Source organism: Amycolatopsis sp. 3B14, assembly GCF_050958625.1.
GTDB lineage: Bacteria > Actinomycetota > Actinomycetes > Mycobacteriales > Pseudonocardiaceae > Amycolatopsis_E > Amycolatopsis_E thermoflava.
This window is the reverse complement of sequence record NZ_JBHZEN010000030.1, coordinates 56124-78065: the sequence shown is the minus strand read 5'-3', so window position 1 is coordinate 78065 and position 21942 is coordinate 56124. Positions and strand designations below refer to the sequence as shown.

The following is a 21942-nucleotide window of genomic DNA, read 5'->3' as shown; positions in this document are numbered from 1 at the left end:
GCCGTGGCTGCCAACGTCATCGAGGTCGACGGCGTCACCAAGCACTACCCCGGCGTGCAGGCGCTCACCGACGCCGCCATGACCATCCGCGAGGGCGAGATCCGCGCCCTGCTCGGCCGCAACGGCGCGGGCAAATCGACGCTCATCCGCGTGCTGTCCGGGGTGGAGCGGGCGGACGCGGGCACCGTCACCGTCGCGGGCGAACGGCTCGGCGACGGCGGCGTGCGCCGCGCGGCCGAACTCGGCGTCAGCACCGTCCACCAGGAACTCAGCCTGGTCGCCGAGCTCAGCGTCGCGGAGAACCTCTACCTGGGCCGCTGGCCGCGTCGCGGCGGAGCGGTCGACTACGCCGCGATGCGCGCCGGTGCGCGGGCGGTGTTCGGCAGGCTCGGGCTGGACATCGACCCGGCCGCGCCGGTCGGCGAGCTGTCGCTGGCGCACCGGCAGCTCGTGGAGATCTGCCGCGCGGTGCGGGAACAGCCCCGGCTGCTGATCCTCGACGAGCCGACCAGCGCGCTCGCCGCGGGCGAGGTCGACATCGTGCTCGACACCGTCACCCGCATCGCCGACGAGGGCGTGGCCGTGCTCTACGTCAGCCACCGGCTCGAAGAGATCCGCCGCATCGCCCACAGCGCGACCGTGATGCGCGACGGCCGGGTCGTGGACACGGTCGACACTGCGAACACCGCCGACACCGGCACCGACCGGATCGTCCAGCTCATGCTCGGCGACTCCGCGACGGCCGCGCAACGCCCGCCCGCGCGGGAGGTCGACCGCACCGGCGTGCCGGCGCTGTCCGTGCGTGGCCTGTCCGTGCCGCCCAAGGTCCTCGACGTCTCGTTCGACGTGCACCCCGGCGAGATCCTCGGGCTCGGCGGGCTGCTCGGCTCCGGCCGCACCGAGGTGCTGCGCGCCATCGCCGGGTTCACCCCGGCCGCGGCGGGCACCATCGCCGTCGACGGCCGGGACGTCACCCGGCCCACCCCGGCGGTGATGAAGCGCCTCGGCGTCGGCATGACCCCGGAGGACCGCAAGGACGAAGGCGTCGTCCCGCTGCTCGGCGTCGACGAGAACCTCGTGATGTCGGAGTTCGGCACCGTGAAGTCCGGGCCGGCGATCCGGCCGGCGCGCGTCCGGCGGGCGGCGCGGCGGCTCATCGAGCGGCTGTCCATCGCCACGGCGGAGCCGGAGACCCCGATCGTCAACCTCAGCGGCGGCAACCAGCAGAAGGCCGTCATCGGCCGCTGGCTGCACGCAGGCAGCCGCATCCTGCTGCTCGACGAGCCGACCCGCGGCGTGGACGTGCAGGCCAAGGCCGAGATCTACCGCCTGGTGCGGGAGGTTGCCGACACCGGGGCCGCCGTCGTGTTCGTCTCCGGCGAGCTCGAGGAGCTGCCCCTGGTGTGCGACCGGGTGCTCGCGCTGCGCGCCGGGCGCGTCGCCGGCGAGCTGACCGGCGCGGGCCTGACCACCGATTCCGTGCTCTCCGCCGCGATGGCGGCCTGAGAAACAAGGGAAGACCATGACCGTTATCGACTCCCCGGCCGAGCAGCGTCGCAGCCGGGCGGGCCGCCGGTTCGGCGGGCGCTCGCTCAACGAGATCGGCCTGATCGCCGCGATCGTCGTGCTCTACATCGCGCTCGGCAGCAGCGCCGCCGGGTTCCTCAGCCTGGACAACCAGCTCGGCATGCTCCGCGACGCCGCGACCGTCGGCATCGCCGCGTGGGGCGTGACCCTGGTGATCATCGCGGGCGAGATCGACATCAGCATCGGCCCGGCCGTCGCGTTCTCCTCGGTGCTCGTCGCCAAGGGCGCGGCGGAATGGGGCCTCGGCGTCGCCGGCGGCATCCTGCTGACCCTGGTCGCCGGTCTCGCCTGGGGCGCGCTGGCCGGCTGGCTGCGCGCCCGGTTCGACGTGCCGTCGTTCATCGCCACCCTCGGCGTGTGGAGCGCGCTCGGTGGCCTCGGTCTCTACCTCACCGACGCGCTGCCGGTCGTGCTGCCCGACAGCGGGCTGATGACCGTGCTCGGCGGCTCGGTCCTGGGCATCCCGACCCCGGCGATCATCATGGTGGCGCTGTTCTTCGTCTTCGCCTACGTCGCTCGCTACACCGCCTACGGCCGCTCGGTCTACGCGGTGGGCGGCAACGCGCCCGCGGCGCGGATGGCGGGCATCAACCTCGCGAAGATCCGCATCCTGCTGTTCGCCACCACCGGCCTGCTGTCGGCGATCACCGGGATCCTGCTGGCCGCGCGGCTCGGCTCGGGCAACGGCGGCGCGGCCTCCGGACTGGAGTTCGACGTCATCGCCGCGGTCGTCATCGGCGGCACCGCGCTCGCAGGCGGGCGCGGATCGATGCTCGGCACGCTGCTGGGCGTCGTGTTCATCACCGTCATCGGCAACGGGCTGGTGCTGCTCGGAGTGGACTCGTTCCTGCAGAACGTGGTGCGGGGCGTGATCATCGTGGTGGCCGTGCTGGTGAACGTGATCATCACCAAGCGGGCGCGCGCGACGAGGGAGAGCTGATGAGCGAGCAGATGACGGGCGTCTACCTGCCCGGGAACTCCACCGCGGTGCTGCGCGACGTGCCGGTGCCGGAGCCGGGCCACGGCCAGGTGCTGGTCGAGGTCGGCGCGTCCGGGATCTGCGGGTCCGACATCGGCTACATCTACCACGAGCACAAGGGCCACCGCGGCGTCGACGGCCCCGCCTACCGCGGCGTCGTCGCCGGTCACGAGCCGTCCGGCCGGATCGTCGCCGCGGGTCCCGGCTGCCGCCGGTTCGGCGTGGACGACCGGGTGATCGTCTACCACATCGCCGGGTGCGGGGTGTGCGACAACTGCCGTCGCGGCTACCTGATCAGCTGCACCGGCGCGCAACGCCAGGCCTACGGGTGGCAGCGCGACGGCGGGCACGCCCACTACGTGCTGGTCGAGGAGTCGACGTGCGTGCCGCTGCCCGACGAGCTGTCCTACGTGGACGGTGCACTGATCGCCTGTGGCTTCGGCACCGCCTACGAGGGCCTGCGGCGCATCCGCGTCAACGGCGACGGCGACCTGCTCGTCGTCGGGCTCGGCCCGGTCGGGCTCGCGGCCGGCATGATCGGCAAGGGCATGGGCGCGCGCCGGATCGTCGGCGTGGAGCCGTCCCCGCAGCGGCGCGAGTGGGCCGCCGGACTGGACGTGTTCGACGAGGTGGTGACCCCGGACGCGGAGGTCGAGCCGGTCTTCGCCACCACGATCGACTGCTCGGGTTCGCGCGCCGGCCGCGCCACCGCGATCGCCGGTGCGGCCGAGTGGGGCCGGGTGTCGCTCGTCGGCGAGGGCGGCACGCTGGAGACCGAGGTGTCGGACGCGTTGCTGCACAAGCAGTTGACGCTCTACGCCTCCTGGGTCACGTCGGTGCCCGCGATGAGCGAGCTGGCCGTCAACCTCGCGCGCTGGGGGCTGCGGCCGGAACGGGTCGTCAGTGACCGGTTCCCGCTCGGTGAAGCCGACAAGGCCTACGCGCTGGCCGCGGGCGCCAGCGCGGGCAAGGTGGTCCTGCTGCCGTGATCGACCGCGACGGCGAGGTGCTCTGGCTGGACAACGGTCTGGTGCGCCTCGGCCTGCTGCCCGCGCTCGGCGGGCGGCTGCTGTCCCTGTCCACTCCGGACGGACGCGAAGTGCTGTGGCGCAACGACAAGCTGCTCACCGACCGGCTGGAGCTGCGCCAGGAGCACCGGCCGCACGGGGGCAGCCTCGGCGACTGGGTGAACTACGGCGGCGACAAGACCTGGCCTGCGCCGCAGGGCTGGGAGCGGGCGGACCAGTGGGCCGGGCCGCCCGACCCGGTGCTCGACTCCGGGCGCTATGCGGTGACAGCCGAGCAGACCGGGGGCACCGCCGTGGTCACCCTGACCAGCGGCGACGACCCGCGCACCGGCCTGCGGCTGACCCGGCGCTTCGAGCTGGGCGGCCGCAGCGGCTACCGGATGACGCTCACCGCGCGCAACACCAGCGCGCGCACGGTGCGGTGGGCGCTGTGGAACGTGACGCAGCTGGGGCCGGGCGAGGTGCGCGTGGACGGCCCGGCCGAGGTCACCGAGCTGCTCGCGGGAACCGCTTTCCCGGAGTGGCAGGAGGTGCCGGGTGGGGTACGGGTGCCTGGCCAGGACGTGGTCGGCAAGCTCGGCTTCCCGGCCGCCACCGGGCGGATCACGCACACCGCGGACGGCCTGACCTGGACGCAGACGTTCGCGGTGGACGAGGACGCCGAGTACCCGGACCGGGGGTCGCGCGTCGAGGTGTGGCTGGAGTGCCCGCAGCCGCGCCCGCTGGCCGCGCTCGGCGACCTGGACCCGCCTGCGCGGATCGTCGAGTGCGAGGTGCTCGGCCCGCTGACCACGCTCGCGCCCGGCGAGGCGACGACGTTGACGATCGACTGCACGATCGAGGGGGAGTGATGCGGGGAAAGGTCGCGGTGGTCACGGGTGCCGCGCAGGGAATCGGGGCGGCGACCGCGATCCGGCTCGCCGCCGACGGCGCGGCGGTGGCGCTGCTCGACGTCGCCGACGCCACGGACGTCGCCCGGCGGATCACCGACGCCGGCGGCCGGGCACTCGCGCTGACCTGCGACGTCAGCTCCGAGGCGGACTGGGCGGACGCCGTCGCGCGCTGCCGGGAAGAGCTGGGCCCGGTCGACGTGCTGGTCAGCAACGCCTACACGGTCGACGTGCGGCCGGCGCACGAAACCACGCTGGCGTCCTGGGAGCGGCAGCTGTCGGTCAACCTCACCGGCACGTTCCTCGGGTTCCGCGCCTGCCTGGACGACCTGTCGCGGGACGCCCGCGGCGCGGTGGTGCTGACCTCGTCGGTGCACGCGCTGGTCGGCCTGCCCGGGCGGCCCGCGTACGCGGCGACCAAGGCCGCGCTGACCGGGCTCGCGCGGCAGCTCGCCGTCGAGTACGGCACGGTGCTGCGGGTCAACTGCGTGCTGCCCGGACCGGTCCTGACCGCGGCGTGGGACGGCATCGGCGAGGACGACCGGCGGCGCAGTGCCGAGGAAACCGCCGTGAAAAGGTTGGGCACTCCGGCGGAGGTCGCGGCGGCGATAGCGTTCCTGGCCGGTGACGACGCCTCGTTCGTCACCGGCGCGGCGCTGACCGTCGACGGCGGCTGGAGCGTCTACAAGAGGTCTTCGTGAGGAGGTACGGGGGATGACCGCCTACAGCGGCCGGGGCGTGCACGGGCAGACCGTGGCCACGCTCGGCGCGCGCATCGTCGCCGGGGAGATCGCCGAAGGCGCCGTGATCGACCTCGCCGAGCTGGGGCGCGACCTCGACGTCAGCATGACCGTGCTGCGTGAAGCGCTGAAGGTGCTGGCGGCCAAGGGACTGGTCGAGGCGCGACAGAAGCGGGGGACGTCGGTGCGGGCGCGCGTGCACTGGAACCTGCTGGACAGCGACGTGATCCGGTGGCGCAGCGAAGCCGGCGACACCGCGGCCGTGCTGCGCGACCTGGCGGAGGTGCGGGCCGTGGTCGAGCCGGCGGCGGCGTCGATGGCGGCGCTGCGGCGCGACGAGGACGACCTCGCCGAGCTGGACGCGGCGCTGGCGGACATGCGCACCGCGGTCGGCCCGGCCGCGCAGGTCGCCGCGGACCTGCGCTGGCACCGCGCGCTGCTGCGGGCCACGCACAACGAAATGCTGTCCCGGATGGACGTGTTCATCGAGCCCGCGCTGCGGTTGCGCGACGCGCTCGTGCACGAGGCGCACGACGACGACCCGGCGCCCAGCCACGCGGTCGTCGTGGACGCCGTGCGCCGGGGCGCGCCGGAGGAGGCCGCGGCCGCGGTGAGCGCGCTGCTGGACAAGGCGTCCTCCGACGTCGCCGGGATCATCGGGGAGAAGGACGCGTGAAGATCGTTTCGGTGGAGACGTTCCTGGTGCCGCCGCGCTGGCTGTTCTGCCGCGTGGCCACTGACGACGGTCTCGTCGGCTGGGGCGAGCCCGTCGTGGAGGGGCGCGCGGAAACCGTGCGGGCGGCCGTCGACGAGCTGTCCGACCTGCTGCTGGGCCGCGACCCGCGCCGCGTCGAGGACCTGTGGCAGGTGATGACCAAGGCCGCGTTCTACCGCGGCGGGCCGGTGTTGTCGAGCGCGGTGGCCGGGATCGACCAGGCGCTGTGGGACATCCTCGGCAAGTCGCTCGGGGTGCCGGTGCACCAGCTGCTGGGCGGCGCGGTGCGGGACGAGGTGCGGGTCTACGGCTGGATCGGCGGCGACGAGCCGTCCGCGGTCGCCGAGGCCGCCGCGGCGCAGGCCGAGGCCGGGCTGACCGCGGTGAAGATGAACGCCTCTGGGCGGATCGGGCGGATGCCGAACCGGGCCGAGGTCGACGAGGTGGTCTCGCGGCTGGCGGCGGTGCGGGAGGTGCTCGGCGATTCCCGGGACGTGGCGGTGGACTTCCACGGGCGGTTCGGGGTCGCGGCGGCGCGGCGCGTGATTCCGGAGCTGGCGCCGTTGCACCCGCTGTTCGTCGAGGAGCCGGTGCTGCCGGAGTACGCGCACCGGCTCGGCGACGTGGTGTCGGCGAGCGCGGTGCCGGTGGCCTGCGGGGAGCGGTTGTACTCGCGGTCGGAGTTCCTGCCGGTGCTGCAGGCGGGTGTCGCGGTGGTGCAGCCGGATCTGTCGCACGCGGGCGGGATCTCCGAGGTGCGGCGGATCGCCTCGCTGGCGGAGACGTTCGACGCGCTGGTCGCCCCGCACTGCCCGCTCGGGCCGCTGTCGCTGGCGGCGAGCCTGCAGGTCGCGTTCGCCACGCCGAACTTCCTGATCCAGGAGCAGAGCATCGGCATCCACTACAACGCCGGGGCCGAGCCGCTGGACTACGTGGCCGACGTGCGGCCGTTCGCGTTCCACGACGGCGCGATCCGGCGGTGGGATGCGCCCGGGCTGGGGGTCGAGATCGACGAGGACGCGGTGCGCAAGGCCGATGCCGTGGGTCACCGGTGGCGGCCGCCGGTGTGGCGGCACCCCGACGGATCGTTCGCGGAGTGGTGATGAGTCCGGAGTGGACGGTGTTGTCGGCCGAGCGGTTCGCGCTCGGTGAGGGTCTGCGGTCGGTGGCCGGTGGCCTGGTGATGACGGACATCCTCAGTGGACGGTTGCTGTCCGTGGACACCGGCGAGGTGCTGGTGTCCCTGGACGAGCCGATGGGTGCGGTCGCGCCGCTGGCCGGGGGTGGGTGGATCGCCGCGGCCGGGCGGGGGATAGCGGTGCTGGACGGCGGGGTGCGGTGGCTGGCCCGGCCGGTGGATGCGTCGATGCGGATGAACGACGGCGTGGCGGACTCGTCGGGACGCTTCTGGGCGGGCGCGATGGCGTGGGACGCGCGGCCGGGGGCGGGCCGGTTGTTCCGGGTCGATCCGGACGGTTCGGTGCACACGGTGCTCGAGGATCTGACCGTGCCGAACGGCCCGGCGTTCTCCGGCGACACGATGTACCTGGCCGACAGCGCGGCCGGGGTCATCCACCGGTACGAGGTGTCCGAGGCGGGGGAGCTCGGCCCTGGTGAGCTGTTCGCGCGCGTCGAGGAGGGCAGCCCGGACGGGATGACGGTCGACGCGGAGGGCTACGTGTGGTCGGCGATCTGGGGAGCGTCCCGCGTGGTGCGCTTCGCGCCGGACGGGTCGGTCGACCGGGTGCTCCCGGTGCCTGCCCGCCAGCCGACGAGTGTCTGCCTGACGGGTGGCCGGCTGATCGTCACGTCGGCGACGCACGGGCTGGCGGAGCCTGGCCCATTGGACGGCGCGGTGCTGGCGACCCCGTGCCCGGTGGCCGCTGCGCCCGCGTGTCAGGCCCGGCTTGCCCACGGTTCGGCTGGGCAAGGCCATCACGCCGGAGGACGTCCGCTCGCCGGATGACTGAGTGGGTGCGGTGGCGGGGCGAACCACCCCACCCCGCCGCCCGCCTGTCACGACGAGCCGGCACGTCCGGCGCCGTCGGCGGGTGCGGCCGGGCAGTGCTGGACCTGCGGCGGCGTGCCGCGGGAGTCGCCGCCTGTTGGGCCGTGTGCGCCGCCGCTGGGGGGAGCCGGGCGTGGGCTGCCCCGGCCGCGCGGGCGCGCGTGACAGGATGGCCGCATGGTTGCCGGATCCGCGGGTCGTCCCTGGCGGGGTGTCGACGCCGACGAGCGGCAGGCCCGCCGGCGGGAGCGGCTCGTCTCGGCGGCCTTCGACATCATGGGCACCGACGGCGCCGCCGCGGTGACCATGCGCGGTGTCTGCCGCGCCGCCAAGCTGACCGAGCGTTACTTCTACGAGAGCTTCGCCCGGCGCGAGGACTTGCTGGTCGCCGTGCTGGAGGACGTTGCCGGGCAGGCGCGTGAGGTGCTGCTCGCGGCCCTCGCGGAGGCGCCGGACGACACCGCCGCCATGGTCCGCCACGCCGTCGCCGAGTTCACCGCCTTCGTCACCGGCGACCCGCGCCGCGGGCGCATCCTCTTCGTCGAGTCGCTGGCCGCGCCGGAGCTGTCCACCCGGGGCGGCGAGCTGGTCGGCGAGTTCACCGCCACCATCGCCCAGGCCCTGCGCAGCCCCGCACTGGCCGGCGAGGACGCCGACGACCGCGACGTCGACCTCAACGCCCAGGCGGTTTTCGGCGCGCTGGCCTACCTGTTCCAGGGCTGGCTCGCCGGGCGGCTGGACGTTTCGCGGGACCGGTTCGTCGCCCACGCGGTCCAGGTGATCGAGCACCTCGCGCGGGCGCAGTCCGCCTGACCTGTCCCACTCACGGGTGTATTTGGCCTGGCGCGTGTCACCCCGGGGGCGATTCCGCTTGTCCTGCCCCGTCGCGCGTGCCATCACGCCCGACCGGCCCCATCCCCACAGGCGCACTCGCCTGACCTGCCCCACCCACGGGCGCATTCGACCTGACGCGTGCCACCCCGCGGGCGGTTCCGCTTGTCCTGCCCCGTCGCGCGTGCCATCACGCCCGACCGGCCCCACCCCCACAGGCGCACCCGCCTGACCTGCCCCGACCCGCGGCCGCACTCGGCCCGACCTGCCCACCCCACGGGCGCATTCCCGCCTGACCTGCCCCAACCCTCTTCCAAAACTGACATCGACCGATGTTGACATCACTCGATGTCTCTTTTACCGTCGGCGGAGTACCAGGCAGCGAGGAGGCTTCCATGGGTGAGCGGGTCCGGGTGGCGATCATCGGCGCCGGGTTCGGGGGGCTGGGCACCGCGATCGGTCTCAAGCGCGCCGGCATCGACGACTTCGTCGTCCTCGAACGGGCGGCCGACGTCGGCGGCACCTGGCACGCCAACACCTACCCGGGCGCGCAGTGCGACATCCCGTCCATCCTGTACTCGTTCTCATTCGCGCCGAACCCGCGCTGGAGCCGCCTCTACCCCTACCAGCCGGAGATCCGCGACTACCTGCGCCGCTGCGCCGAAGACTTCGGCATCACGCCCCACCTGCGCCTGTGCCACGAGGTCCGCGAAGCGAGCTGGCGGGACGGCGCCTGGCACCTCACCACCAACCGGGGCGATTGGGAAGCGCAGGTGCTCGTCGGCGCGATCGGCCCCTTCAGCGAACCCGCGGTGCCGGACCTGCCGGGCCTGAACCGCTTTCGGGGCGCCACCTTCCATACGTCCACCTGGGACCACGGCCAGAACCTCCGCGGCCGCCGCGTCGCGGTCGTCGGCACCGGCGCGTCCGCGGTGCAGATCATCCCGAAGCTGCAGCCGCAGGTCGCGCGCCTCACCGTCTTCCAGCGCACCCCGACCTGGATCATGCCGCACCCGGACCGCCCGGTGACCGGTCTGCCGCGCCGTCTCCTCGGCCAGGTCCCCGGCGCACTGAGCCTCGCCCGCACCGGGTTCGACCTGGTGCAGGAAGCCCTCGTGCCGGGCCTGGTGCACCAGCCGCTGCTGCTCAAGGGCATGGAGGCCGTCGCCCGCGCCCACCTGCGCCGCCAGGTCCGCGACCCGCGGCTGCGCGCCAAGCTCACCCCGTCCTACGCGTTCGGCTGCAAGCGCCCCACCTTCTCCAACGCCTACTACCCGGCGCTGGCCCAGCCCAACACCGACGTCGTCACGGAGCCGATCAAGGAGGTGACCGAACACGGCATCGTCACCGGCGACGGCGCCGAGCACCCGGCCGACACGATCGTCTTCGGCACCGGCTTCCGGATGACCGACCACCCCGGCTTCACCCGGCTGCGCGGCCGGGACGGCCGCACCCTGGCCGAGGTCTGGAACGGCAGCCCGCGCGCCTACCTGGGCACCACCGTCGCCGGCTTCCCCAACTTCTTCCTGCTGCTCGGGCCGAACTCGGTCGTCTACACCTCCCAGGTCGTCACGATCGAGGCCCAGGTCGCCTACATCCTCGACTGCCTGCGCCAGATGGACCGAAGAGGACTGTCCACACTGGAGGTGAAAGCGACGGCGCAACAGGACTACGTGCGGCGCGTCGACCACGGCCTGCGCAACTCCGTGTGGAACACCGGTGGCTGCCGCAGCTACTACCTCGACTCCGCGGGCCGCAACTTCACCTTCTTCCCCGGCTTCAACCGCACCTTCCGCGCCACCACCCGGCGGGTCGACCTCGCCGACTACCACCTGGAGAGGACGGCGTGATGTTCCGCATCGGCAAACCCCGCATCGACCCCCGCGGCGCCCGGCGCTACACCGGTGAGGCCTACGCGATCGCCGCGCGCGACGTGCACTTCTCCTGGGACGACGTGCCACTGCACTACATCCCCGGCGAGCCCATGGCGACGCACCTGATCAACGTGATGCACCTGGTGCTCCCCGAGGGCGAACGGGCCATGTCGGCGGCGCTGGCCGAGGCGCTGCCGCTGATCGACGACCCGCGGCTGCGCGAGGAGGTCACCGGTTTCGTCGGGCAGGAAGCCGTGCACGCCTCGTCCCACGAAGGAGCCCGGGGCCACCTCGCCAAACTCGGCCTGCCCGTCGAACCGGTCGCCCGCAAGATGGACTGGCTGGTCGACCGGGTCCTCGGCGACCACGGCCTGTCCGGCAAGGCCAAGCACGCTTGGCTGTGCGAGCGGCTCGGCCTGTTCGCCGCGATGGAGCACTACACGGCGGTGGTGGGGGAGTGGCTGCTCGGCGCCGACCACCTGGAGCGCGCCGGCATGCACCCGGTCATGCTGGACCTGATTCGCTGGCACGGCGCCGAGGAGGTCGAGCACCGCAACGTCGCCTTCGACGCGTTCATGCACGTCGACGGCGGCTACGTCCGCCGCGTGCGCACCGCGCTGATCGCCAGTTTCACCCTCGCCGTGCTGTTCGTCGGCACCGGCCGCTACCTCTACAACGCCGATCCCACCCAGGACAAGGGCGGGCCGTGGTGGCGCGAACTGATCAGCGCCACCCGCCGCGGCGTGACGCCCAAGCTGTCGATCTTCCTCACCGAGATCCCGAAGTACCTGCGGCCCGGCTTCCACCCGTCGCAGATGGGCAGCATGGACGAGGCCGTCCGCTACCTGGCCCAGTCGCCGGCCGCCAACGCCGCATGACCACCGCGGGCATGCGCCTGGCCGCGGCGGCCAGCGGCGCGTACCGGCGGGTGTTCGCCGCCGGGCCGGTCGCGCCGCTGCTGTCGCGGCCGAATCCGGTGCGCCGCACCGGTTACGACCTCGACGTCGTGGTCCGGCGGGTGCGGCAGGAGGCCGAGGACGTCGTCAGCCTGACGCTGGCGGGCGACGACCTGCCGGCTTGGCAGCCGGGCGCGCACCTGGACGTGTTCCTGCCGTCGGGACTCCAGCGCGCGTATTCGTTGTGCGGAGATCCCGCCGAATCGACCTACCGCATCGCGGTGCGGCGTCTCGGTGCCGGCTCGCGGGAGATGCACGCGCTGCGGGAAGGTGATGGGCTCCGGGTACGCGGGCCGCGCAATGCGTTTTCCCTGGTGGGCAACGCTCCGTCGTACCTGTTCGTCGCCGCGGGCATCGGCATCACGCCGATCCTGCCGATGGCCCGTGCCCGCCCCGGGCGTCTGGTCTATTTGGGACGATCGCGGGCGACCATGCCGTTCCTGTCCGAACTGGACGGCGCCGAGGTCCGCCCCGACGACGAGTGCGGCCCGCCCGACCTGCGGGAGATCCTGTCCCTCGCCGAGCCGGGCGCCGCGGTCTACCTGTGTGGTCCGCCGCCGTTGACGGCCCCGGCACAGCGGATCCTGCGCGAACTCAACCCCACGGCGTCCCTGCACACCGAGCGCTTCAGCCCGCCGGTCGTGGAGGGCGGGCGGCCGTTCGAGGTCCACCTGCGGCGCAGCGGGAAAACCGTCGACGTGGGCGCGGAAGAAAGCGCTCTCAGCGCGATCGGGCGGGTGCTGGACGTGCCGTACTCGTGCCGACAGGGGTTCTGCGGCACGTGCAAGGTCCGCGTGCTCGACGGCGAGGTGGAGCACCGCGACCGCCTGCTCACCCCGTCCGAACGCGGCGACGCGATGCTCGTCTGCGTCTCCCGGGCCACCGGCCGTCTCGTTCTCGATCTCTGAGGAGTGTCATGACTGTCGTCGACCACGACGTGACCATCGGCGTCACGGCCGCTGCGCAGGTGGCGCGGGGCGTGAGCGGGCCGTGGAACTACCCGGTCCGCACGCCGTTCGGCTCGATCGCGGCCGCGCTGGCCGCGAGCGGGTCCACCCTGACCTCGGTCGCCGACCTGGGGGAAGTGGTCGAGCACACCAATCGCAGCCGGTGCGGGCGCGGCGCGGCGGTCTTCTCCCTCCGCGGCGGCGAGGCGATCGCGCGGCGCGTCCGGTCCAGCGCCGTGTCGGCCTTCGTCGCGCTGCCGCTGGGCGGCACCTGGGCGTCCGGCTTCGGGCGGGTGCATTGGGCGGACGGGCTGCGGGAGTCCGCCTACACCCGCGCGACCACCGTGCCGCGGTTCCCGTCGCTGGTGCGGATGCTGATCGCGCTCCGGCACGGGTGGCGGTGACCGTGGTGCTCGCGACACTGCGCGACCTCGGGCTGCCGCTCCCCGGCGGGCGGGCCTACCGCGTCGCGGGACGGACGGTGCTGATCACCGGCGGCGGCGCCGGCATCGGGCGGGCGCTCGCGCGGGTCCTGCACGCGCGGGGCGCGGTGGTCGCGCTCGTCGACCGCGACGGGGCCGCGCTGGAGGCGGCCGCGGAGGAACTGGGGGATCGGGTGCTCACCGCGGTCGCCGACGTGCGTGACCGGGACGGGATCGCGTCGGCGGTGCGGGGTCTGGCCGGGCGCGCGGGCGGGCTGGACGTGGTCGTCGCCAACGCCGGGGTCACCCCGCCGCCCGCGACGCTGCGCCAGATCGAGCCGGGCGAGTTCGACCGGGTGCTGGCGGTCAACGTCACCGGCGCGTTCAACACCGTCCGGCCCGCGCTGGACCACCTGATCGCCCGGCGCGGGCACGTGGTGGTGGTGTCCTCGGCGGCGGCCTTCGTGCCCGGCCCGGGCGGCGCGGCGTACATGGTGAGCAAGGCGGCGGTCGAACAGCTGGGCCGCGCGTTGCGGCTGGAGCTGGCCGGGCACGGCGTGACGGCCGGGGTCGCCTACTTCGGGGTCGTCGACACGCAACTGGCGCGCACCACCCTCGACGACGACCCGATCGGACAGGCGCTGGAGAAACGCCTGCCACCGCCGCTGCGCCGCCGCATCACGGCGGTGGAGGCGGCCACGGTGCTGGCCGACGCGATCGCCCGCCGCGCCGGGCGGACGCTCGCCCCCGCGGCGTGGCAGCCGTGGGCGCTGCTGCGCGGGGTGGTGAACGTGGCCGCGGACGCGTACCTGGCCGCCGACCGGAGGACGCAGGCGCTGATCCGCGAGCTGGAGGAGCGGGGCAAGGCGGGGTGATGGCAGGTGGTGCGGGGCATCGTCGGCCGCGACGGCGCGTGGCGGGCTGTCGTGCCGCATTGCGCGATCGCGGCCGGCTTCCCCGCGTGCCGCGCGATGGCGGCGGGTTTCCTGCGGCACCCTGCCAGTCGGCTTCGCGCCGGACGGCACGATCCCGGCTGGCTTCCCGGCGCGATGGCGGCAGTTTCGTGCGGCGCTTCCCGGTCGGTTTCCAGGGCATGGTGGGATCGCGGCTTCGTACGCCACCTGCCGGGGCGGTGAGGGCCGCATGACCTCGTGGCAATCCCGGTGCTGGCGCAGGCCATGTCCCGCACCGTCCGGCCCGTTATCGCCCACGCGCCGATCACCCCGCTCACCCTGCGGGGCGCTCGGTGGGCCATCGATCGCGCGGTCGCGGGCACCGGCCGCCTCCGGGCCGGCACCACCTGGCGTCGCCTCGAACTTCCTGCCTGCGCCGAGTTGGTGCGCCCCGCCGATCCGGCCGCGGTTACCGTGCTCACTTCCACGGCGACGGCTTCATCGCCGGCTCCGCTCGCGCCGGCCCGCCCGGGACCCGCCGACGCGCTGCTCTCGACCGCCTGCGTCGACCGGGTCATCCGGCTCTGCGGCAACGGACCGGAACCGTCGCCGGTGCGGGCCGACCTGCGGGGGCTGCCGCCCACGCTCGTCGTCGCCGGGGAGCGTGACCTGCGCCGCGGGGCTGGTGTCGGAGGTCCACCCGCCCGCCGGCTCGCCGGCCGCGCGCACGAGCTGGCGCGTGAACCGGCCGCCACGGTCGCCCCGGTGTCCGTCGCGATCACCCGGCAGATGCTGTTCCGACCTGCCGGACCACCTGCCCCGGCGCTGAAGTTAGGGTTGGCCGGTGAGTGCGACCCTCCAGGCCAAGGACCTGACCGCGGGGCACGGGCACCGCACCCTCTTCTCCGGTCTCGACCTGGTGGTCGCGCCGGGTGACGTCGTCGGGCTGGTCGGCGTGAACGGCGCGGGCAAGTCCACGCTGCTGCGGATCCTCGCCGGGGTGGACAAGCCCGAGTCGGGCGAGGTCCGGCTCACCCCGCCGGCGGCGACCGTCGGGTACCTGCCGCAGGAGCCGGAACGCAGGCCGGGCGAGTCGGTGCGCGAGTTCCTGGCACGGCGCACCTCGGTCGCGGCGGCGCAGGCTGAGCTGGACGCGGCCACCGAGGCCCTGACCGCGGGCGCCGACGGAGCCGACGACCGCTACGCCGTCGCCCTCGACCGGTGGCTGGCGCTGGGCGGCGCGGACCTCGACCACCGCGCCGAGGAGGTCGCGGTCGAGCTGGGCCTGTCGGTGGACCTCGACCAGCCCATGACGTCGCTGTCCGGCGGGCAGGCCGCCCGCGCCGGGCTCGCGTCGCTGCTGCTCAGCCGCTACGACGTGTTCCTGCTGGACGAGCCGACCAACGACCTCGACCTGGACGGGCTGGCGCGGCTCGAACGGTTCGTCACCGGGCTGCGCGCGGCGACCGTGCTGGTCAGCCACGACCGCGAGTTCCTCGCCCGCACCGTCGACCAGGTGCTGGAACTGGACCTGCCGCAGCAGCAGGTGCGGCTCTACGGCGGCGGGTACGAGTCGTACCTGGAGGAGCGCGCCGTGGCGCGGCGGCACGCGCGCGAGAACTACGAGGAGTACGCGGCGACGCGCGCTTCGCTGGAGGAGCGGGCGCGCACGCAGCGGGCCTGGATGGAGAAGGGCGTCCGCAACGCCCGCCGCAAGGCCGGGGACAACGACAAGGCCGGCCGCAAGTTCCGCGCGGAGGCCACCGAGAAGCAGGCCGCGAAGGCCCGCCAGACCGACCGGATGATCGACCGGCTGGAGGTCGTCGAGGAGCCGCGCAAGGAGTGGGAGCTGCGGATGGAGATCGCCGCGGCCCCGCGAGCGGGCGCGGTCGTGGCGACGCTGCGGGGAGCCGTGGTCCGGCGTGACGCGTTCACCCTCGGACCGGTGGACCTGCAGATCGACTGGGCGGACCGGGTGGCGATCACCGGCGCGAACGGGGCCGGGAAGTCGACGCTGCTGGCCGCGCTGCTCGGGCGGGTGCCGCTCGACGCCGGGTCGGCGTCGCTGGGGTCCGGGGTGGAGGTCGGCGAGGTCGACCAGGCGCGCCGGCTGTTCCTCGGCGACCTGCCGCTGGCCGAGGCGTTCGCGCGGGAGGTCCCGTCCCTCGCCGACGCCGACGTCCGGACGCTGCTCGCGAAGTTCGGCCTGGCGGCCGCGCACGTGCTCCGCCCCTCGCCGACGCTGTCCCCGGGCGAACGGACCCGCGCGGCGCTCGCGCTGCTGCAGGCGCGCGGGGTGAACCTGCTGGTCCTGGACGAGCCGACCAACCACCTCGACCTGCCTGCCATCGAGCAGCTGGAGTCCGCTTTGGACAGCTACCGGGGCACGCTGCTGCTGGTGACCCACGACCGGCGCATGCTGGAGGCGGTGCACGTGACCCGGCGTCTGGAGGTCGTGGACGGCAAGGTCACCGAGACCTGAGCCATGAGTTTCTCCGCACCCGCGACGAGCTGACGCGGCCGGGGAGTGGGCTTACGCTGCGGCGATATCGGTTCACGTATCGCCGCAGGTGTGGCGTGGTCTTGGACAGGCGTACCACTCTGGTGCTGGGGTGGCGCCATGAGAACGAAGAAGTGGCTGCTGCCCTGCGGCGTGCTCGCGGTGGTCGCGATCGTCACGGCAGCGATCGTGGTCCTGCGTGGTGGCCCGGACAGCACACCCGCCGGGGACGATGTCGCGGCTGCCGTCGGGCAGTACCTGCGCACGTGGTCCGACGGCGACGACCGGCAGGCCGGTGCGCTGACCGATGATCCTCGTGGCGCCGGCGCGGCGCTCGCCGCCTCCCGGTCGGGTCTCGGGGCCTCCGCGGTCACGGCGACGCTCCAGGGCGTCAGCGGTGATTCCGCGCGCGTCCGTGTCAAGTGGACCCTGGGGCAGGGCCGGGTGTGGACCTACGACAACGTGCTGACCGTCGTCGCGGGCGACGGCGCGCCGCGCGTGCACTTCACCCCGGCGGCGATCCACCCGGAGCTCGGCGAGGGTGACCGGCTGGCCGTCCGCGCCGCCGCCACCGGGGTCGCCCTGGTGGACCGGGACGGCAAGCCGTTGCTGCGGTGGGGCGCCGGCGGCCCGGAGGCTGTCGAACCGTCGCTCGCGCCGTTGATCCTGCCCGGGCTCGGGCGCCTGCTCGCGGACGGCGGCACCGCCTGGGCCGTGTCGCGGGTCGACCGGCAGGGCCGGGAAGAAGTGCTCCACCGCGCCGGGCAGCCGCCCGCCGCGCCGGTGAAAACCACGTTGAGCAGCACCGTGCAGCAGGCGGCGCAGGCGGCGGTGGACGGTGCGCCGGGGCCCGCGATGCTGGTCGTGATGCAGCCGTCCACCGGGGACATCCTGGCCGTGGCGCAGAACGCGCAGGTCACCGACGGCAACCCGCTGACCGGCCTGTACGCCCCGGGTTCCACGTTCAAGATCGCCACCGTGACAGCGGCGCTGGAACGGGGACTCGCTCGCGCGGACGAGCAACTGCCGTGCCCGGCGACCGTCCGGATCGGGCAGCGGACCATCCCCAACGAGGACCTGTTCGCCTTCCCCTCGCTGCCGTTGCACTCGGCGTTCGCGCACTCGTGCAACACGACCTTCGCGCAGCTGGCTTCGCGGCTGCCCGCGGACGGGCTGGCCGAGGCGGCCGGGCGGCTGGGCCTGAACGCCGACTTCACCATCCCGGGCATCACCACCGAGGCGGGCAAGGTGGTTCCCGCGACCGGCTCGGCCGATCAGGTCGAGTCGGCGATCGGCCAGGGCTCGGTGCAGGCCAGCCCGTTCGGGCTCGCGTTGATGGCGGCGACTGTCGCCTCGGGCGAATCGGTGACGCCGCAACTGGTTCGCGACCGCCCCACGACGGTCAACGAGGGTTACACCGCTCCGCCCCGGGAGGTGGTCGCCGAGCTGCGGACGATGATGCGGGAGGTCGTCACCGGCGGGACCGCGACCGGCCTGCGGGCGAGCGGAACCGTGCACGGCAAGACGGGCACGGCGCAGTACGGCGACGGCAGCCAGGCGAACGGCTGGTTCGTGGGCTACCAGGGGGACGTCGCGTTCTCGGCGCTGACGCTCGCGACCAACTCGTCGAAGCCGGCCGTCGCACTGTCCGCGGCGTTCCTGAACCGCCTGCCTTGACCGCCGTGCGGCCGGAAAGATCCGCTTCGCGCCCTGTTCACCCTGGCGACCGGCCCCATCCACCGGCGGTGGCTAGACAGGGTCGGTGCCGGAGAAGGGAAAACTGATGAAACGACTGCTGTTGCTGTTCTTCGCCGTGGTGGTGGCCGGGGGCGCGCTGCCGGCGGCCGCGGCGCCGCGGGTGCAGCCGCTCGAGCACGCCCACGCCCACAACGACTACGAGCACGACCGCCCGCTGGCGGACGCCCTCGACCACGGCTTCACCTCGGTCGAGGCCGACGTGTGGCTGGTGGACGGCGAGCTGCGGGTGGCGCACGACCTGGTCGACGCGCGGCCCGGCCGCACCCTGACCAGCCTGTACCTGAAGCCGCTCGCCGAGCGGGTGCACGCGGGCGGCGGCCGGGTCTACCCGCGGTGGCGCGAGTCGTTCCAGCTGCTGATCGACATCAAGAGCGACGGCCCGTCGACGTACCAGGCGGTGGACGCGGCGCTGCGCGAGTTCCGGTTCATGCTCACGCAGTGGACCAACGGGCACGAGCGGAGCGGCGCGGTCGAGGTGGTCATCAGCGGCAACCGGCCGCGTGCGGACATGCTGGCGCAGCGCAGCCGGCTGGCGGGCTACGACGGACGGCTGGCCGACCTGGGCACCGGCACGCCGGCCGGTTTCATGCCGCTGGTGAGCGACAACTGGACCAACGCCTTCACGTGGCAGGGCGTGGGCCCGATGCCGGCGGCGGAGCGCGCGAAGCTGCACGGGATCGTCGCGCAGGCGCACGAGGCCGGCTACCGAATCCGCTTCTGGGCGACGCCCGACACGGCGGGCGCCGCGCGGGAGGCGATCTGGCGGGAGCTGCTGGCGGCCGGGGTGGACCACCTCAACACCGACGACCTGGCCGGGCTGCGGGATTTCCTGTTGGCGAACGACCCGGCCGAACGCGCCGCGGCTTGATCTGAGCTGTTTCACCGTCGGGAAGGTGATAGCTGAGTGCGGGCGGCGGTTTCGTCTAGCCGCGGCCAGTGCTGCCGTGAATGGCCCGGGCGGCGCAGCCGGATTTCCAGGTGGGTGGGGCGGGGCGGGGCGTCCCATCATCGCCGCGTGGGAACCTTACCGCCCACTGCGACCCGTCCGAGCGCCACGCGGCTTGATCCGGTTGGTGAGGGTGGCTCGAGCCACCCTCACCAACCGCCAGGAACTACGCCGCCGGGTCGAACGGGATCCCCGCCGGCTTGGCCTTGGCCAGGTTGCTCGCGAAAGCGCTGTCCTTGATCGCGAAGCTCGCGGACCCGAAGTCGGCCGTCATCAGGCGGTCGCGGAGGCCCGCCGGGTAGTTGTCCCAGCTCACCAGGTCCGGGTACTGCCACGTGCCGTAGTGGTTTTCCGGCGTCTCGGTCATCCCCGCGAGCCGGAAGCAGTGCGTGCTCGCGCCGTCCTTGTGGTACACGACCTTCGCGTGCGTGCCCTCCCAGCCGACCTGCGCGCGCGGGTAGGTGGAGTACTCGCCGTGCGCGGACACCGACACGTACTCCGCCTGGCCGTTGCTCACCCAGACCACCACGTGCTCGATGTCGTGCCGGTGCCCGCAGCAGTCGATGCCCGGCACCGCCTGGTCCTTCTCGAAATACAGGTCGTAGACGTAGGCGCACCAGCCGTTGTCGCACTTCGACCGCGAGTACGAGTTGGTGTTGTCCAAATCGGACTGGTCGTGGCAGTTGCCGTTCAGGGCGCCGGAGTTGTTGAGACCCGGGTTGAGTGTGCCGTCCGGACCGATGGCGGGTGTCGGGTAGCACCCGTCGCCGTCGTAGTCGAACGCGGGCTGCCACTTGCCGTCCTCGGCGGCATAGCTCGCGGGAAGCGCTTTCGGCGGCTCGGCCCACGCGGCGGCGGGCAGCAGGACGGTGCACAGGGTCGCGATCACGGTGACGACGGCGGCTCTTCTCGCGCGCATGGCTGACCTTTCCCTCGGCGATCTCGTGGGAAAGTACCGGGAATTGATCCACAGCCGGGGGTCCCGTGCGTGAACAAGTGCTTACGGACCGCTCCCAAGGTGCGCTACTCTCCAGTAGGTAGCCGCTTCCAACGGAGGAAGACCATGCGTGCTCGCGCGTTCCTGCTCGGTGCCCTCATGCTCGCCGCTGCGCCGACGGCCGCCACCGCCGAGCCGGGCCTGCGGGAGGTCCTGCTCGTCGGCAACAACTGGGCGGGCACGGCCGATGTCCTCGCCTCGACCGGGGACTTCCACCGCATCGGGCGGATCGACGTCGTCCCGGACAAGGACGAGCGGCTGCGCGAGATCTACCTCAACCCGGTCCGGCTCGCGTTCTTCCTGGGCATCCGCAAGACCGTGGGGGAGGGGCACGACCAGTTCGTCGACGACATGTACTCGACGCCCGACGGCTCGGCGATCGTGGTGTCCCGCCCCAGTTTCGCCGACGTGGTCTCGATCGACACCGGCACCGGCGCGATCAACTGGCGCTTCCCGGTCTCCGGTTTCCGCGCCGACCACATGGCCGTCTCGCCGGACGGGCTGCGGGTCGCGGTGTCGGCGTCCACCAGCAACCGGGTGCACGTGCTGGACATCCGCACCGGCGCGGAACTCGGCTCGTTCGCCACCGGGGACAAGCCTCACGAAAACGTTTTCTCCGCCGACGGCCGGTACCTGTGGAACATGTCGATCGGCGAGGTCAACAACGACCTCGACGCCCCGTTCCTGGACCCGCTGAAGGGCGATCGCCGCATCACCGTGGTCGACGCCACGACGTTCCAGCAGGTGCGGATCATCGACATGCGGCCGCGGCTGGACGCCTTCGGGGCCGACCACTCCGACGCCGTGCGCCCGGTCGCGTTCAGCCCGGACGAGTCGGTGCTCTACTTCCAGGTGTCGTTCTTCAACGGCTTCTTCGAGTACGACGTGCCAGGCGACCGGATCACGCGCGTGAAGACGCTGCCGGAGAACCCGGCGACCAGCGACGACCGCACCACGTTCGTCAACGACTCGCGCCACCACGGCCTGTCGATGAACCCGGCGGGCACGAAGCTGTGCGTGGCGGGCACGATGGACGACTACGCGACGGTGGTCGATCGCGCCACCCTGCGGGAGGGCCCGCTGGTGACGGCGAGCAAGCCGTACTGGGCCACGGTCAGCGGCGACGGCGCCGCGTGCGTCATCTCCGAGAGCGGGACCGACCAGGTGACCGCGATCGACTTCGCGACCGGGCAGAAGATCACGTCCGTGCCGGTGGGCGACCACCCGCAGCGGGTGCGGCTGGCCCACCTCCCGGCGGGATGGACCGGGCTCTGACCGGTCAGGTCTTCTTGCGGCGCGCGGTGGCCGAGCGCGGGGGAGCGGCGCGCATCCGCTCGCGCACCCCGCTCAGGATGCCGCTCAGCGTGGTGAGGTCCCGCCGGGACAGCCCCTCGAACAGCATCGTGCGCACCACGTCGACGTGGCCGGGCAGGACGCGGTTCACCATGTCCCGGCCGGCGTCGGTGATCGTCACCGTCACGCTGCGCTCGTCGTCCTGGGACTGGCGGCGTGTGACCAGCCCGGCCTTGTCCAGCAGTCCGGCCTGGTAGGTCAGCCCGCTGCGGCTGTAGACGACCCCGTCGGCCAGGTCGGTCATCCGCTGGCTGCCGCCGGGGGAGTTCGCGAGCCGGGCGAGGATCTGGAACTGCACCCAGCTCAGCGGCCCGCTCGCGCGCAGCTGCTGCTCCACCGCGTGCTGCAGGAGGCTGCTCACCTCCATCAGCGCGAAGTACGCGTCCAGCTGCTCGGAGTCGAGTGCGTCGTGGCTCACGCCCTGAATTCTACTTGCTTCGACTTCGAAGCGCGCTGGCTCCTGCGGCACACCCGCGCGGACCAGCGCGCCCACGCCTTTGAAGCCGGCGCCCGCGACC

The 21942-nt window shown here is 73.3% G+C and carries 20 protein-coding genes; 18 read left to right on the top strand and 2 right to left on the bottom strand.

Going from position 1 to position 21942, the window contains the following annotated elements:
* Positions 1-3 precede the first annotated feature (3 nt).
* The 17 genes from ACCP09_RS18915 (at position 4) to ACCP09_RS18835 (ending at position 18996) form a co-directional block, all read left to right on the top strand.
* Complete coding sequence (locus tag ACCP09_RS18915) at positions 4-1506, top strand: sugar ABC transporter ATP-binding protein (RefSeq protein ID WP_400985275.1); 1503 nt, start codon at positions 4-6, stop codon at positions 1504-1506.
* Between the two features lie 16 nt (positions 1507-1522).
* On the top strand, positions 1523-2527 hold the full coding sequence (locus ACCP09_RS18910) for an ABC transporter permease (protein ID WP_378335923.1): 1005 nt from the start codon (positions 1523-1525) through the stop codon (positions 2525-2527).
* On the top strand, positions 2527-3555 hold the full coding sequence (locus ACCP09_RS18905) for a zinc-dependent alcohol dehydrogenase family protein (protein ID WP_378335924.1): 1029 nt from the start codon (positions 2527-2529) through the stop codon (positions 3553-3555). Before ACCP09_RS18910 ends, ACCP09_RS18905 begins: the two co-directional genes overlap by 1 nt.
* Positions 3552-4445, top strand: coding sequence for a DUF4380 domain-containing protein (locus tag ACCP09_RS18900; protein ID WP_433748404.1), 894 nt, complete (start codon positions 3552-3554; stop codon positions 4443-4445). The genes ACCP09_RS18905 and ACCP09_RS18900 overlap by 4 nt, the downstream gene beginning before the upstream one ends.
* Positions 4445-5185: an SDR family NAD(P)-dependent oxidoreductase gene (locus ACCP09_RS18895; protein ID WP_378335926.1), complete on the top strand. Its 741-nt coding sequence runs from the start codon at positions 4445-4447 to the stop codon at positions 5183-5185. The genes ACCP09_RS18900 and ACCP09_RS18895 overlap by 1 nt, the downstream gene beginning before the upstream one ends.
* A 13-nt stretch (positions 5186-5198) precedes the next feature.
* Positions 5199-5900, top strand: coding sequence for a FadR/GntR family transcriptional regulator (locus tag ACCP09_RS18890; protein ID WP_027931153.1), 702 nt, complete (start codon positions 5199-5201; stop codon positions 5898-5900).
* On the top strand, positions 5897-7042 hold the full coding sequence (gene dgoD, locus ACCP09_RS18885) for a galactonate dehydratase (RefSeq protein WP_027931152.1): 1146 nt from the start codon (positions 5897-5899) through the stop codon (positions 7040-7042). Before ACCP09_RS18890 ends, dgoD begins: the two co-directional genes overlap by 4 nt.
* A complete protein-coding gene (locus tag ACCP09_RS18880; protein ID WP_433748399.1) occupies positions 7042-7905 on the top strand; it encodes an SMP-30/gluconolactonase/LRE family protein in 864 nt (287 codons plus the stop codon). Before dgoD ends, ACCP09_RS18880 begins: the two co-directional genes overlap by 1 nt.
* 219 nt (positions 7906-8124) lie before the next feature.
* Positions 8125-8760 (top strand): TetR/AcrR family transcriptional regulator, encoded by a 636-nt coding sequence (locus tag ACCP09_RS18875; protein WP_400985287.1) that lies wholly within the window; start codon positions 8125-8127, stop codon positions 8758-8760.
* Positions 8761-9173: 413 nt separating this feature from the next.
* Complete coding sequence (locus ACCP09_RS18870; RefSeq protein WP_400985289.1) at positions 9174-10628, top strand: flavin-containing monooxygenase; 1455 nt, start codon at positions 9174-9176, stop codon at positions 10626-10628.
* On the top strand, positions 10628-11530 hold the full coding sequence (locus ACCP09_RS18865) for a metal-dependent hydrolase (RefSeq protein WP_433748394.1): 903 nt from the start codon (positions 10628-10630) through the stop codon (positions 11528-11530). The genes ACCP09_RS18870 and ACCP09_RS18865 overlap by 1 nt, the downstream gene beginning before the upstream one ends.
* Complete coding sequence (locus ACCP09_RS18860) at positions 11527-12516, top strand: PDR/VanB family oxidoreductase (protein ID WP_433748391.1); 990 nt, start codon at positions 11527-11529, stop codon at positions 12514-12516. Before ACCP09_RS18865 ends, ACCP09_RS18860 begins: the two co-directional genes overlap by 4 nt.
* Before the next feature lie 8 nt (positions 12517-12524).
* On the top strand, positions 12525-12959 hold the full coding sequence (locus ACCP09_RS18855) for a hypothetical protein (RefSeq protein ID WP_433748389.1): 435 nt from the start codon (positions 12525-12527) through the stop codon (positions 12957-12959).
* A 5-nt stretch (positions 12960-12964) separates the two neighbouring features.
* Positions 12965-13852, top strand: a complete 888-nt coding sequence (locus ACCP09_RS18850; RefSeq protein ID WP_433748386.1) for a short-chain dehydrogenase/reductase — start codon at positions 12965-12967, stop codon at positions 13850-13852.
* Between the two features lie 862 nt (positions 13853-14714).
* Positions 14715-16352 (top strand): ABC-F family ATP-binding cassette domain-containing protein, encoded by a 1638-nt coding sequence (locus tag ACCP09_RS18845; RefSeq protein ID WP_433748383.1) that lies wholly within the window; start codon positions 14715-14717, stop codon positions 16350-16352.
* Between the two features lie 138 nt (positions 16353-16490).
* Positions 16491-18047 carry a penicillin-binding transpeptidase domain-containing protein gene (locus ACCP09_RS18840; protein WP_433748381.1) on the top strand — a complete coding sequence of 519 codons (1557 nt, stop codon included), beginning with the start codon at positions 16491-16493 and terminating at the stop codon, positions 18045-18047.
* Positions 18048-18153: 106 nt separating this feature from the next.
* Positions 18154-18996: a phosphatidylinositol-specific phospholipase C/glycerophosphodiester phosphodiesterase family protein gene (locus tag ACCP09_RS18835; protein ID WP_433748378.1), complete on the top strand. Its 843-nt coding sequence runs from the start codon at positions 18154-18156 to the stop codon at positions 18994-18996.
* A gap of 244 nt (positions 18997-19240) precedes the next feature.
* On the opposite strand, the gene ACCP09_RS18830 is transcribed toward ACCP09_RS18835, so the two are convergent.
* Complete coding sequence (locus tag ACCP09_RS18830; protein ID WP_123682986.1) at positions 19241-19993, bottom strand: NPP1 family protein; 753 nt, start codon at positions 19991-19993, stop codon at positions 19241-19243.
* Positions 19994-20137: 144 nt separating this feature from the next.
* Here ACCP09_RS18830 and ACCP09_RS18825 point away from each other — a divergent pair, with 144 nt between their 5' ends.
* A complete protein-coding gene (locus tag ACCP09_RS18825; protein WP_433748375.1) occupies positions 20138-21346 on the top strand; it encodes a YncE family protein in 1209 nt (402 codons plus the stop codon).
* Positions 21347-21350: 4 nt separating this feature from the next.
* Here the strand turns inward: ACCP09_RS18825 and ACCP09_RS18820 are convergent, their stop codons facing one another.
* On the bottom strand, positions 21351-21842 hold the full coding sequence (locus ACCP09_RS18820; protein ID WP_433748372.1) for a MarR family winged helix-turn-helix transcriptional regulator: 492 nt from the start codon (positions 21840-21842) through the stop codon (positions 21351-21353).
* Positions 21843-21942 lie beyond the last annotated feature (100 nt).